Origin of the sequence: Archangium lipolyticum (assembly GCF_024623785.1) — a bacterium.
GTDB lineage: Bacteria > Myxococcota > Myxococcia > Myxococcales > Myxococcaceae > Archangium > Archangium lipolyticum.
Genome location: NZ_JANKBZ010000017.1, coordinates 112212 through 124552, shown reverse-complemented (window position 1 = coordinate 124552; position 12341 = coordinate 112212). Strand labels below are relative to the sequence as shown.

Here is a 12341-nt window from a genome sequence, read left to right as displayed (position 1 = left end):
AGCCGCGTGGCTGGAGGGGGCGGGGGTAGTGGCGCCCAAGAACGTTCGCTGGCAGGTGAGGAAGCAGCCGGCCAACGTGCTCGCCCCGCTTTCGGCCGCGCGAGACGGACGGCCACGTCAGCCTCGCGCCTGGCGAGGCTGAGCGAACGCGGGTCGGTCAACACCTCGAGGTCGATGCCGGGATGGCGACAATGGAACTCCGCGACCCCTCCACGGCCGTCAGCCGCACCGTGCCCGTCATGCCAGCCTCCTGGCCCGTCGGCGCAGGATGGCCAGCGCGCGCTCGTCCATGCCGGCGGCCAATCCAGCACTGCCGCCCCGTCGGCGGTGAGCGTGTAGCCGTCGGCTCACCGGTCGAACAGCGTGCGGCCGAGCGTGTCCTCGAGCGCGGCGATGCGACGGCCGACGGTGGCGTGGCTCACCTTCAGCGCCCGCGCGGCTGCCGACAAACTGCCCGCCCGCGCCAAGGCGACGAAGACCCTCAGGTCCTCCCAGTCGAGCGGCCCTGACCGTTTCTGCACAGCCATTGCGCGAAGATAGCGGATGGCTGAGCGGATACGCACGCGCTACTTCAGGAGCACCAACTGGGGCCACCCGCCCCGAGGAGACCCCCATGACTGCCCCCCGTACGCTTCTCTCCATGTTCGGCGCCGCATCGGCCCACCCCTCCCCGTTCGACCGCGCGGCGCTCGTCATCGTCGACGCCCAGGCGGAGTACCTGCCCTCCGGCAACCTGCCGCTCTTCGGCATCGACGCCGCGGTGGCGGAGACGGCGCGCCTGCTCGAGCTGGCCCGCCGCCATGGTACGCCGATCTTCCATATCGTGCACCACGGCCCCGCTGGCAGCCCCATCTTCGACCCGCAGGGGCCTGGCAGCGCCATCATCCCGGCCGTGGCCCCGAAGGCCGGCGAGGCGGTGGTGACCAAGGGCCTGCCGAACTCCTTCGCCGGCACCGACCTGCACGCGCGCATCCAGGCGACCGGCCGCAAGGAGCTCATCATCGCGGGCTTCATGACGCACATGTGCATTTCGGCCACGACGCGCGCGGCCCTGGACCTGGGCTACCGCAACACGGTAGTGGCCGCGGCCACCGCGACGCGCGACCTGCCCGGCCCCACCGGAGGCGTGGTGCCGGCGGCGGAGCTGCAGCGCAACGAGCTCGCGGCGCTCGCCGACATGTTCGCCCTGGTGGTGAAGGACGCGGGCGCCTGGACGTGAGGTCTCCGAGAGTGGAGGGCGTCGCGTGATTTCCTTGGCGTAGTTGACGCTAGTGATGCGACCCGTGAGCGCCATGGGCGGGCGCTACCACCGGCCTGGAAGCGTCCGCCGCCTGGACGCGCAGGACGAAGGGTACCGTCACCACCCGGCCCTGGCGCTGCACCTGGACCCACAGCTTGTAGAGGCCGGCGCGAGGGAACACCGTGTGGGCTGCCACGCCCTGCCCGGGCCTGGTGTCGAGCGGGTGCACGTGGAGGAAGTCCTTCCCATCCGCGCTGAGCACCACGAAGTGGGCCATGGCCCCAAGGTAGGGCTCGAGATCCTCCACGGGCCGGCCCGTCGCGGCGTCGGCGACGGCGACGTGCAGATGCGCGCCGGCGCCCGCGTGCACCGCGTCGCCGCCATGTAGCGTGAAGGCGAGGCCGCCACTGTGCTGCGCCCCGGGCGTTTCGGTGAGCGCGGCCTCAGGACGGGCCGGCCCCTCCACCCGAAGCGCATGCCGCTCCACCGGGGCGTCACCGCCGCCCGGGCGCGCGTAGTCCACGAACAGGGTGTAGTCCCCACCCGTTTCGAAGGTGTGCTCCAGCGCGAACTCACCGCCCCGGGGCTCCGGGTGCAGGTGCGCGAAGCTCTGCACGTCGTTGGAGATGACGAACAGGTGCATGGGCTTGCCATGCGAGAGGGAGAGCGTGGGCACCGGCTGTCCCTGCGCATCTCGGACGCGCAGCACCAGCGTTGTGGGCTTGCCCGCCTGCGCGGGCGAGGGGGTGGAACGCAATTGCGTGCTGGACATGGATGATTTCGTCGTGGGCTGAGGGTGGGAGTGGCCGCGGGCGTGCGACTCCTTTCCGAGCGCGGGTCCCGCGAGGGCGAGTGGCGCGGCCAGCAGCGTGAGGTGGGCAAGTGTGATGGTGAGGCCGGGTTTCAGGCGAGCCACGGTGTACCTCCTGGGGAAGATGTGAATGGAATGGCCTTTCCGTGAGAGACGCAGTGGGCGCGTGAGCCTTACAGCGCCCCCATTCGGCCGAGGACCCAGGCGAGCTGCAGTTGCCCCTGCGAGCCTCGGCTGGGGGGCAGGCGGATGGGCTTGTTGCCCAAGCGCGTCTGCTCAGTATTGACGGAATCCCACATCGTGGTGTGGGCGCGCCACACAACGCTCTTCCGCGACAGGAATCGGTCGGGCGCCTACGCCACCATGCTGTTCGTCGGCGCCGGGCTCGTGGGGACGTTCTACCTGCTGACGCTCTACCTGCAGGAGGTGCTGCGCTTCAGCCCCGTGCGGACCGGCCTGTCTTCGCTGCCCTTCAGTGCCGGCATCATCCTGGGCGCGGGCATCAGCTCGAAGCGGGTCGAGCGCCTCGCACCGCGGGCCGTGGCCGGCCCGGGACTCGTCGTGGGGGCCGCCGGCATGTTCTGGCTCTCGATGCTCTCGGTGGACTCGTCCTACGCCACGCACGTGCTGCCCGCCGTCTTCCTCACGTCGCTGGGGCTGGGTTTGAGCGCCGTGGCGATGACGCTCACCGCCGTCCACGGCGTCAGCGAGGAGCGGGCGGGCGTCACGTCGGCTGTGGTCAACATGGCGCAGCAGCTCGGTGCGGCGCTGGGCCTGGCGTATTCACCACCATCCACCGCGGCGTCGACGCCGGCCAACGGCAGGTTGCCGGACGTGTATTCGACCTGGGCGTCGACAATCACCAGCGCCGCGCGGTCGAACGGTGCGGGGTGGGTCGCTCCCTGGTTGATGTCCGCCTCTTCAGTAGCCCGTTAATTTCCGCGCAGCCATTCGCTATTGTCGTTCAATGGCTGTGCAAAATCGTTCAACAGGCCCGCTGGATTGGGAGGACCTGCGAGTCTTCGTGGCGTTGGCGCGGGCGGGCAGCCTGTCAGCGGCGGCGCGGGCGCTGAAGGTCAGCCACGCCACGGTCGGCCGCCGCATCGCCGCGCTGGAGAAGACGCTGGGCCTCGCCTTGTTCGACCGCCGTGCCGACGGCTACGCGCTCACCGCCGAAGGGGCGGCGGTGCTGGAACTGGCCGCGGGCATGGACGAGCGCGCGTTGGCCATCCTGCGCCGCGCGGGCCGGGAGGCAGGGCTGACTGGCACCGTGCGGCTGACCACCACGGAGGGGCTGGCCGAGCGCTTCCTCATTCCGCGCCTCGCGGGGTTCCATCACCGCCATCCCGGCATCGACCTGGAGGTGCTGATCGACCCGCGCTCGCTCAGCCTCGCCAGGCGGGAGGCCGATGTGGCCGTCCGCCTCGCCCGGCCGCGGGCAGGAGAACTGGTCACCCGCCGCCTCGCCGTCCTCACCTACGGCGTCTACGTGGCGCCAGGCGGCGACACGTCCGCCTGGGTCGGCGTCGACGATTCCTTGGCCCACCTGCCAGAGGCGCAGTGGCTGGCCCGGCACGCGGCGGGCGCACGCGTGGTGCTGCGCGTCAACGGGCTGCTGGCACAGCTCGCCGCGGTGCGGTCGGGTTTTGGCAAGGCGCTGCTGCCGCGATGGTTCGCCGAGGAGGAGGGGGGCCTCGTCGCCGTGCCGCCGCCCGCCCCGCCGCCGGTGCGCGAGGCGTGGCTGGTGGTGCACCGCGACCTGAAGGACGTGCCGCGCGTGCGCGCCCTCATCGACGCCGTGGTCGCCGCATTCGAGGCGGAGCAGGAGCTGCTCGGGTCCAGCGGCCCATGACGGGCTTTGGCGATGGAGCGTAGGAGCCGCGAACCACCGCTTGGACGCCCGGCCCCTTCCGGAATGCTTGACTTCTGCGTTTACAGGCGTAATCGTCAGACCGATTACAGGCGTAAACGGTGAGGAGCGAGACCGATGAGCCGGGTGTCGATCAGCGAAGCCGAGTCGCAGGTGATGGAAGTGTTGTGGCGCGCGGGCGAGGCAATCCCCGCCGAACAGGTCATCAGCGCCCTGGTCCGCCAGCAACACTGGCAAGAGGCCACCATCAAGACCTTGCTGAATCGCTTGCTGAAGAAGGGGGCGATTCGCGCCGAAAAAGACGGCCGGCGCTACCTGTACACGGCGGTTCTGAAACGCGACGAATGGGTGACCAGCGAGAGCAAGAATCTGCTCGATCGTCTGTTCGGCGGCCGGATCGCACCGTTGGTCGCCCATTTCGGGAGCCGGAGCAAGCTGAGCAAGTCGGACCTCGCTGAATTGACGCGGCTGATCGAGGAAATGCGCGATGACGAGTGAGCTCGTCGCCGCGCTGGTCCGCCTGACCTATGCCCTCAGCGCCGCCGTCCTGCTGATGCTGGCATTGCGCGGACCGCTGCGCCGCGTGTTCGGTGCGACCCTCGCGTACCAGACCTGGCTGGTGGTTCCGGCGATCGTCGCGGTCGCGCTCCTGCCCGCCGTGCGCGTCCAGCCCCAGGCCGTCCCGGTCTCCCTGCGAACCTTTTCGGGTGCGGCCGTGCCGGCTCTTCGCGAGGCCAGCATCCCGTGGCTATCCGTGGCCTTGCTCGTGTGGGGAGCGGGAGCCCTGATACTCGCGGCGGGGTTCTGGCGCGCGCACGTCCGCTTCGTGCGTGGTCTGGGTTCGCTCACCCCGCGCGAAGGCCTTTATTTCAGTGAGTCGCCCACCGCCGGACCGGCCTCGCTCGGACTGTGGCGCCCCAAGGTCATCGTTCCCTCGGATTTTCCGCGGCGCTATACGCCAGCCGAGCAGTTACTCATCATCCAGCACGAACAGGTGCACGCCGAGCGCGGTGACGCCGTGGTCAACCTGCTCCAGGTGTGCTTGCAGTGCGTGTTCTGGTTCAACCCGCTGATCCACTGGGCGGCAGTGCGCTTTCGCGTCGACCAGGAGCTCGCGTGCGACGCCGCCGTGCTGCGCGGCAACCCGGGTCAGCGCCGCGCGTACTCCCAAGCCCTGTTGAAGTCGCACACGCTTTCCACGGAAACACCCCCCACCGTTGCCTGTCTTTGGCGGTTCAATCACCCCATCAAGGAGCGCATCATGAGTTTGCAGCAGGTCCCACCTGGCAGGCTTCGTCGCCTTGCCGGCCGTCTCGCGGTTGCATCCCTCGTCCTTGCCGGCGGTTCCGCCAGCTTGCTCGCCCGCGCCGAAAATGCCCCTGCTGCTAGCGCTGTCCTCTACGAGGTCGCGATGGACCTGTCGACGGCAGGGGCCAAGACGGCCCCGCGCGTCCGCGTTCGTGAGGGCACACCGTTCGCGGTCAGCAGCGAGCGGAATGGCGTCAAATGGACGTTGGAATTCACCGTATCCAAAGCAGGCACGGCCGATGGGGTTGCAATGACAGGCAAGATCGATATCGATTCGACGACGATCGCCCGGCCCATGCTGGAGGGCCGTCTCGGCGAGCCCATGCGGTTGAAGGTCGAGGACGAGGGCAGGAACCTCGACCTGGCGATCGTCGTGCGCGAAGTGACCGCGAGGCCCGCCCAACCGTAAGCACCAGTTCGTACGCGGCGCGAGGGCCCCGGGCCGCATTCACCTGGAACTCCGCCATGGCCAGCGGGCTCAGGTAGGGTTCGCGTTCATGCGAATGACCTCCCTCGCTCTGCTCCTTTCCCGCCGCTTCCAGTAGAGTTTCAGTCGTCGTACAACCCGTCCATGAACTCCTGGAAGCTGTTGGCGACGGGGTGGACGGAGCCCTCGACGGAGACGAGGACGATACGAGGCTGTTCGGGCGAGCCTCGGTAGTCAAAACACAGGTCCTCTCCACCAGGGGTTCTGGCGAAGGGGAAGATGCCCGATGGGACATGGGAGCGAATGACTTCGTATGAATTGATGATGCAGTAGCTCTCCCTCCCCTCGTGTTCGGAGACTGTCAGTAGCACACCCAATGCATTGTCGCCTCTTCCAACCCTGAACCCATTGGGCTCGGGGGCCATGCCCTGATACATGGATACAACCCGCTTGTAGTCATCGGGAAGTTTGACTCCCCATGCAGACTCGATCCGCTCCAATTCATGTGGACTGACGGAACCTGGCGCTTTCAGGACGTGCGGTCTCCAGCGAACACTCATTTGAACTCCTCCATCCGAAAATCTATTGGTATCCGCCTCCCCAGATGGACATCCCTCCGGTGTGCGGTCTCGCAAGCTGGTGTGCGCCATCCGTAATGAGCTGCATTCTGCCTACGTCCTGGTGGTGATGCCATGTATAACCACTTGGAGCAGTAGTGCTCGTCGGCAACGCTTCAATCTCTCCTGGAGAGAGCTTCAGCTCTTTTGCCAGACGAGGATCGGCCGTGACCGCAGCTCCGGGTCTACCGAGGCCTCTACTACTGACTGAACACCGGGCCAGAGGCTCTCGAACGCGAACATGAGCGCCATGTCCGCCCGCTCCTCCTCGTCCAGGTGCAGTTCAGGCTCTCGGACAGTCCCGCAGCGCGAAGGGGCCTCGTACTGGGAGCACGAACTCGACCAGGCGAGCTGCGAGGAGCGCGAGGCTCGCCAGGCCGCAGAGAGCCTCGGAGTCTTGCCCGGCCGGTGGAAGAGGGGCTGGGGCGGGCCGGGGAGTTGCGCCACCAGCAACCGCATGGAGTGCTCGAACTCAGCCTGGGAGAAATGCACGGGCGCGCGCCGGGGCAGGGCGGGGAGCACCACCTGTCGGCCTTCCGCCTCGAGCACCACCCGCGCGGGCCCGGCCACCGACTCGCAGGACTCCTCCGCCACCGCTCTGGCGGGCTCCTGCTCCCACCGCATTCCATCGTCCGTTGCGCATGCGGCCAAGGCCAGTACCAGCGTCACCGTCCACGGGCGCAGCCCTTGAAGGGCTCGGCTCGTGCGCTCATGGCTCGGTGGCGGCTTGCGCCCTCTCCTGATCGTGGCCGGCATGGGAGCGGAGCATGGTCCACATCATTTCCTAGTCGCACCCAAAAAAGGACCAACCGGAATGGACGCGCCTGGACTCGCCCGGACAGATGGGCGCCCCATTTTCAGAGGGAAAACCGAGGGTGGGCCTCTGGTCCCGAGGAAGGGCGGATCTCCCCTTAGCGGCTTCGATTCCCGCCGCCTCCACCCTTCAAGGGCCAACATCTGGGGCAGCTATATCGAGTTCGCGCCTGTGAAAGCCCCGCCCAGGGAACTGTGGACCGACGCGGAGCACGCACCGGACGTGCGCGCCCACCGCTCACGTCCGGCGAGGGCTCCATCAACGACCGTGATGCTCGCCCGTGCGTCCTCGCAGATGTCCATCCTGGTACCCCGGCAGGCGGCCTGGCTGCTCGCTTGCCCTGTATGGGCCCGTCCAACGGGTAGAGACGACGGTCCGTCGTGGCGGTGTCGGAGCTGAAATTCTCGGGAGCGCTCAAGCGTCAATTCGCGTGATCTCCATGATTCGTTCGTGCTCGAAGGATGATGCGCTCCTCCCTGTCTTCGAAGGTGGCGGAAAGGACCCGATCGAAGTCAGACACGCTCGCTCGCAGGATGCCCTGGCGGACTTCGTCGACTCGGCCGCCATCGGCCTTCACTGGGTCGCATCCGATGGAACCATCCTGTGGGCGAACAAGTCGGACTACGAGCCGCTCGGCTACACGGCCGAGGAGTACATCGGCCACAACATCACCGAGTTCCACGCGGACAGCGAGGTGATCGCGGACATCCTCCAGCGGCTCACGCGGGGGGAGAAGCTCCTGGAGTACTCGGCGCGGCTGCGGTGCAAGGACGGCTCCGTGCGCGAGGTCTCCATCACCTCCAGCGTCCGCTTCGACGAGAGCGGGAAGTTCCTCCACACCCGGTGCTTCACGCGGGATGTGACCGAGCACCTCGTGGTCGCGCGGGCGCTCCGCGAGAGCGAGGAGCGCTTTCGAATGCTGCTCGCGGGGGTGAAGGACTTCGCCATCTTCATGCTGGATGCGGGCGGCCGTGTGGAGACCTGGAACCTGGGCGCCGAGCGTCTCTACGGCCATTCGGCCGAGGAGATCATCGGCCAGCACATCTCGGGGCTCTACACGGAGGAGGACCAGCGGGCGAGAAGGGAGGAGGAGGACCTCGCGACGGCGAGCCTCCACGGCCGGCACGAATCCGAGTGCGAGCGCGTCCGCAAGGATGGGAGCCGCTACTGGGCGCACGTCGTCACCACGGCGGTGCGGGACTCGGATGGGCGGCTGCGCGGCTTCGCCAAGGTGACACGGGACGTGACGGACAAGCGGAAGGCGGAGGAGGAGAAGGAGCGGCTCCTCCGAGAGCTCAAGGAGGCCGTCGCGGCCCGGGACGAGTTCCTGTCCATCGCCTCTCACGAGCTCAAGACTCCCCTGACCTCGGTGAAGCTGAACCTGCGTGCCCTGGAACACCGCACGGAACAGACAGGCGAGAAGACGGACGGTACCGCGGGCCGCAAGATCGTGCGGATCCACGGGCAGATCGATCGTCTGGCGAAGCTCGTGAACAGCCTCCTGGACGTGTCCCGCATCACGGCGAACCGGCTCGACTTCCATCTTGAGGAAGTGGATCTCGGAGAGGTCCTCCAGGATGTCCTGGGGCAGTTCAAGGAGGATCTGGACCGGGCGGGGTGCTCGCTGCACCTGAGGAGCGACACGGGTGTCCTCGGCAGGTGGGACCGGCTCCGCTTGGATCAGGTCGTCAGCAACCTGCTCTCCAATGCCATCAAGTACGGACCGGGCAGGCCCGTCGAGGTGGACTTGCAGCGCCTGGGGAAGAGCACGCGCCTGGTCGTGCGAGACCATGGCATCGGCATCTCGGCGCGGGACCAGGAGCGCATCTTCGAGCGGTTCGAGCGGGCGGTGTCGCTCCAGCACTACGGGGGCTTCGGCCTCGGGCTCTGGATCAGCCGACAGATCGTCGAGGGACTGGGCGGCTCCATCGCCGTTCACAGCGAACCGGGGCTGGGCTCGACCTTCGTCGTCGAGCTTCCCCTGGGTGGGCCCTCGGACGGATGAGACGCCTCCCACCCAAGGTGTCAGACACCCTACCCTTCGTTGCGCTTGCCGCTCGGTTGATCTATCCAGGGCGCGACATGGCTTTCTCGAGTTGCTTCAAAGGATTGAAACGGTCGAGAACCTGGTGAGATGAAATGCAAGTAGACGAAAAGACAGCGTTCAAAGCAATGGCTCGTTTCCTGGAAGACTACTGGAACCGAGTCGGTAGGCCAGTGGCCCTGGGTGACTTGCTATCGGGGCTTCAATTGGGTTCAGACGGTCAGCCTATGGATCCGGCCCATTGGTCCGACTGGATGCGAGCTCTGGAAAGCACAAGTCTGGAACACGTTGATTGATATAGACAAGCCACCGCTGGGCTGTGAGCTTGGCCCGAGCGGTGGTTGCTTCAGGTGAATCCGAGTTTGAACAGGGCCCATGCCAGCGGGCGTCAAGGAGCCCGATTACGGCGTCATCCAGTTACGCGAGACGCACAGCATGACCAGCAGCTTGAGCGTGTCGCCGTAGTAGTCCTCGGTGGGGCCGGTGGAGACGATCTGATTCCACAGGCTGTCCAGCCATGCCTGACCACCGGCGTCCGTGGTGGCCGCGACGGCGAACGGCGCCATGAAGACCATGTCGTTGTAGGACTCGATCTGGCGGCCGTCGAGGTAGTAGCCGGCACGGATGTTGTTCGGCTTGCCTCCGGTCTTGCCGCGAATCCAACGACTGATCATGCTGGCCGCGTTGCGCGAGCGTGTGTCGCCACTGATGGCCGCGTCGATGCCGATGCGCCACGGCACGCGGCTCGCATTCCAGGAATACCTGCCGTCGTGCGGAGCCTCGAGGAAGTTGGCGGGCGCGGGGCGAGGCGTGGTGTTCGTGTTGACGATGAAGTCGGGCACCAGGCCAGTCGAGCTGGCGTATCGGGTCTGCATCGTTTCAATCAACGTCTGATGCGCGCTCAACACCCGCGACCAGTCGGTGCTGGTGTGGCCGATGAAGCCGCGGAAGTGGCCGAGCATCCAGTCCGAACTACGCGTGGCGTAGTAATAGGCGGGATCCTCCTGCAACATGGCCCAATCGCCGAGATTGACCAGTCGGGTGGTCGGATTGACATTGCTCTTCGCGATTGCATTGAGCACTCGGGTGGCTTCGGACGCGTAATTGATCGAGCCGCTGGAGCCCCACTGTTTATGCGCGAGCAGCAACGCGTAGGCGATGTCGAGATCGCCATCGGTGGCCGAGTCGTGGTCGAGGATGTCGCGACAGTTGGAATCCTGCGCCCAGGCCATCAGGTCGGGATTGTTCTGGCTGGGATGACGGCGGTTGTAGCGGTGCAGGCCGTCGAAGATCTCACGAGCCTGCGGGTCCTGTCCGGCCATCATCACGGCGATCAACATGCCGTAGCCCTGGCCTTCGGACACGACATGGGCGCCGTCTCCCGTGCTGGCCCGGATGCGGTACTCGTCCGGCTGACAACCGGCTTCTACGTAGCGGCTCTTCCACTTCCAATAGAAATCCGACGTCGCGTTATCGGCCGCGGCCGCACCGGCCGAAACACTCAAGGTCGACGAGTGGTAGGGCTGATGGTGGCTGCCAAACGGATGGTTCTGGGCATGTGCGGCGCCAGCGATGCCAAGGAAGGCCAGCGCAAAGCCTTGCATGAGATGCTTCAATGACCCAGTTCGTCTTGATGATGAAGACAGCACGCAAGGAATGGACATGGATGCGGCCTCCAGGCAGCAACGAGAGCGGAGAGAGGGTAACAGGAGTCGAAGCGAACGCCAGAGGGAAATGATTCACACCAGATTCTCATATGGCCAATTGGCTTTTTGAGAAAATTTGACGAGCTGGAATCAAGATCAAGGAGCTCGAGAAAGCCAGGGGTGTTGATTTCGTGTCTCCCTCCACCCCGCCCTCCCCTCGCTTCAGGGGGAGATCGGCGTGCAGAGCTCCACGAGCACTCCGTCGAGGTCCCTGACGTAGGCCACCGTCTGCCCCCAGGGCTTCTGCTTGGGCGGCTGCGCGGCCCGGGCGCCCGCCTTCACCGCGCGCTCGTAGGCGGCCTCGACGTCTGGCGCGACGAGCGCCACCTCCACCGCCGCCGCGTCCTCCTTCGGCCGGTTGAAGCGCACGGTGAGGCCATTGTCCTTCGCCATCTCCTCCGCGGCGAAGGCCAGCGCCGTCGCGCCGGTCTCCATCTCCGCGTACTGGCCACTCTCGTGGAGGAAGCGACGTTGCAGGCCAAAGGCCTTCTCGTAGAAGTCGACGGTGGCGGGTACGTTCGAGACGTAGAGGATGACGTAGCCGAGCTTCATGGCGGTGGACTCCGGTGCGCAGGTGGAACAGCGTGCGGCTGTATTCGCACGACCCACCCCAGCCTGTCTTGAAGGAATCGGACAGGGCTCAGCCCTCGAGCTGGAGCGCCGTGGGCGTGAGGCCCGCCAGGTCCCGTACCTCGCGCGAGAGATGCGCCTGGTCGGCGTAACCGCACGCGAGCGCCACGGCGCTCAGGTCCTCTCCTCCACCGGAGCGCAGCAGCACCACGGCTCGCTGGAAGCGGAGCACCCGGGCCAGCAGCTTCGGTGGCACTCCCGCCTCATCCAGCACGTCCCGGTGCAGGGTGCGCTCGCTCACCCCCAGCGTCCGTGCCAGCGAGGACATGCGCACCAGTCCTCCCGAGGACTGGAGCCAGCGCAGGGCCTGGGTGGCTCGGGGCCGAGGCGCCTCCCGGAAGGACGCCAGCCGCCGGGCGACGCTCTTCTGGAGGAGGGCCTGGGCCTGCGCAGGTGAGCGACAGTCCTCGAGTTGCCGCTGGAGCAGGGTGAGGGCTGGCGAACAGTCCGCGACGGGAACACTGAGTCCACGGAGCTCGCGGGGACTCACGCCGAGCAGCGGGAGCGCCCACCCGGGCTTGAACCGGATGCCCAGGCTCACCGAGCCGGGCTCGATGGTGACGAGGGCGAAGCGCTCCATGGGGCCGACCACCTTCAGGGACGGGGCGGCCATCCACACCGGGCCTCCCGTGTCACGGAAATGGAAGATGAGGTCGGTGCAGCCGTCCGGCAGTATCCGGTGGAGCTCGGGCCCGGCTCCGGCGTCACGAGGTGGCGCGGAGTAGCGCCAGAACGCGTCCACCGCATCCGCCATGCTGGCGGGGGGCGCGAGCTCCTCGTAGCCCCTCATCTGCGCACCGGCTGTCATCTCGCACCTGTTCCCCGGACCCGGGACACAGCGTGCCCGAAGCGGCACCGGAATTGCCAGCGAGCG

General features: G+C 67.0%; 14 protein-coding genes. 6 read left to right on the top strand and 8 right to left on the bottom strand.

Translation table 11 applies throughout. The features are described from left to right. Window positions 1-347: 347 nt before the first annotated feature. Window positions 348-563: a helix-turn-helix domain-containing protein gene (locus NR810_RS31130; RefSeq protein WP_257458032.1), complete on the bottom strand. Its 216-nt coding sequence runs from the start codon at window positions 561-563 to the stop codon at window positions 348-350. Window positions 564-613: 50 nt separating this feature from the next. Here NR810_RS31130 and NR810_RS31125 point away from each other — a divergent pair, with 50 nt between their 5' ends. Next, on the top strand, window positions 614-1219 hold the full coding sequence (locus NR810_RS31125) for a cysteine hydrolase family protein (RefSeq protein ID WP_257458031.1): 606 nt from the start codon (window positions 614-616) through the stop codon (window positions 1217-1219). 49 nt (window positions 1220-1268) lie between these two features. Here the strand turns inward: NR810_RS31125 and NR810_RS31120 are convergent, their stop codons facing one another. Further along, window positions 1269-2156 carry a hypothetical protein gene (locus NR810_RS31120; protein WP_257458030.1) on the bottom strand — a complete coding sequence of 296 codons (888 nt, stop codon included), beginning with the start codon at window positions 2154-2156 and terminating at the stop codon, window positions 1269-1271. A gap of 177 nt (window positions 2157-2333) precedes the next feature. Here NR810_RS31120 and NR810_RS31115 point away from each other — a divergent pair, with 177 nt between their 5' ends. The 4 genes from NR810_RS31115 to NR810_RS31100 all read left to right on the top strand — a co-directional run bounded on the left by NR810_RS31115 (window position 2334) and on the right by NR810_RS31100 (window position 5638). Continuing rightward, window positions 2334-2987, top strand: a complete 654-nt coding sequence (locus NR810_RS31115) for an MFS transporter (RefSeq protein WP_257458029.1) — start codon at window positions 2334-2336, stop codon at window positions 2985-2987. Window positions 2988-3018: 31 nt separating this feature from the next. After that, the gene (locus tag NR810_RS31110; RefSeq protein WP_257458028.1) at window positions 3019-3903 is read left to right on the top strand and encodes a LysR family transcriptional regulator; all 885 of its coding nucleotides are present in this window, start codon (window positions 3019-3021) and stop codon (window positions 3901-3903) included. 135 nt (window positions 3904-4038) lie between these two features. After that, entirely contained in the window at window positions 4039-4419 is a 381-nt protein-coding gene (locus tag NR810_RS31105) for a BlaI/MecI/CopY family transcriptional regulator (RefSeq protein WP_257458027.1), read from the top strand. Then, on the top strand, window positions 4409-5638 hold the full coding sequence (locus NR810_RS31100; RefSeq protein ID WP_257458026.1) for a M56 family metallopeptidase: 1230 nt from the start codon (window positions 4409-4411) through the stop codon (window positions 5636-5638). The genes NR810_RS31105 and NR810_RS31100 overlap by 11 nt, the downstream gene beginning before the upstream one ends. A 140-nt stretch (window positions 5639-5778) precedes the next feature. Here the strand turns inward: NR810_RS31100 and NR810_RS31095 are convergent, their stop codons facing one another. Genes NR810_RS31095 through NR810_RS31090 form a run of 3 tightly spaced genes read right to left on the bottom strand, consistent with a single transcriptional unit; the run spans window position 5779 to window position 6897 of the window. After that, window positions 5779-6216 carry an SMI1/KNR4 family protein gene (locus NR810_RS31095; protein WP_257458025.1) on the bottom strand — a complete coding sequence of 146 codons (438 nt, stop codon included), beginning with the start codon at window positions 6214-6216 and terminating at the stop codon, window positions 5779-5781. A gap of 22 nt (window positions 6217-6238) precedes the next feature. After that, window positions 6239-6394 carry an HNH endonuclease signature motif containing protein gene (locus NR810_RS52875; protein ID WP_407653855.1) on the bottom strand — a complete coding sequence of 52 codons (156 nt, stop codon included), beginning with the start codon at window positions 6392-6394 and terminating at the stop codon, window positions 6239-6241. Between the two features lie 17 nt (window positions 6395-6411). Next, the gene (locus NR810_RS31090) at window positions 6412-6897 is read right to left on the bottom strand and encodes a hypothetical protein (RefSeq protein WP_257458024.1); all 486 of its coding nucleotides are present in this window, start codon (window positions 6895-6897) and stop codon (window positions 6412-6414) included. A gap of 629 nt (window positions 6898-7526) precedes the next feature. Here NR810_RS31090 and NR810_RS31085 point away from each other — a divergent pair. Continuing rightward, complete coding sequence (locus NR810_RS31085; protein ID WP_257458023.1) at window positions 7527-9092, top strand: sensor histidine kinase; 1566 nt, start codon at window positions 7527-7529, stop codon at window positions 9090-9092. Window positions 9093-9532: 440 nt separating this feature from the next. Here the strand turns inward: NR810_RS31085 and NR810_RS31080 are convergent, their stop codons facing one another. The 3 genes from NR810_RS31080 to NR810_RS31070 all read right to left on the bottom strand — a co-directional run bounded on the left by NR810_RS31080 (window position 9533) and on the right by NR810_RS31070 (window position 12275). After that, window positions 9533-10747 (bottom strand): glycosyl hydrolase family 8, encoded by a 1215-nt coding sequence (locus NR810_RS31080; protein WP_257458021.1) that lies wholly within the window; start codon window positions 10745-10747, stop codon window positions 9533-9535. Between the two features lie 252 nt (window positions 10748-10999). Beyond that, on the bottom strand, window positions 11000-11389 hold the full coding sequence (locus NR810_RS31075; RefSeq protein ID WP_257458020.1) for a VOC family protein: 390 nt from the start codon (window positions 11387-11389) through the stop codon (window positions 11000-11002). 88 nt (window positions 11390-11477) lie between these two features. Continuing rightward, window positions 11478-12275 carry an AraC family transcriptional regulator gene (locus tag NR810_RS31070; protein WP_257458019.1) on the bottom strand — a complete coding sequence of 266 codons (798 nt, stop codon included), beginning with the start codon at window positions 12273-12275 and terminating at the stop codon, window positions 11478-11480. Window positions 12276-12341 lie beyond the last annotated feature (66 nt).

Bases quoted from the DNA above. Each gene is read 5' to 3' on its own strand.
- NR810_RS31125 (WP_257458031.1), top strand. From the start codon at position 614: ATGACTGCCCCCCGTACGCTTCTCTCCATGTTCGGCGCCGCATCGGCC.
- NR810_RS31100 (WP_257458026.1), top strand. From the start codon at position 4,409: ATGACGAGTGAGCTCGTCGCCGCGCTGGTCCGCCTGACCTATGCCCTC.
- NR810_RS31095 (WP_257458025.1), bottom strand. From the start codon at position 6,216: ATGAGTGTTCGCTGGAGACCGCACGTCCTGAAAGCGCCAGGTTCCGTC.
- NR810_RS31090 (WP_257458024.1), bottom strand. From the start codon at position 6,897: ATGCGGTGGGAGCAGGAGCCCGCCAGAGCGGTGGCGGAGGAGTCCTGC.
- NR810_RS31085 (WP_257458023.1), top strand. From the start codon at position 7,527: ATGATTCGTTCGTGCTCGAAGGATGATGCGCTCCTCCCTGTCTTCGAA.
- NR810_RS31070 (WP_257458019.1), bottom strand. From the start codon at position 12,275: ATGACAGCCGGTGCGCAGATGAGGGGCTACGAGGAGCTCGCGCCCCCC.
- NR810_RS31075 (WP_257458020.1), bottom strand. From the start codon at position 11,389: ATGAAGCTCGGCTACGTCATCCTCTACGTCTCGAACGTACCCGCCACC.
- NR810_RS31105 (WP_257458027.1), top strand. From the start codon at position 4,039: ATGAGCCGGGTGTCGATCAGCGAAGCCGAGTCGCAGGTGATGGAAGTG.
- NR810_RS31110 (WP_257458028.1), top strand. From the start codon at position 3,019: ATGGCTGTGCAAAATCGTTCAACAGGCCCGCTGGATTGGGAGGACCTG.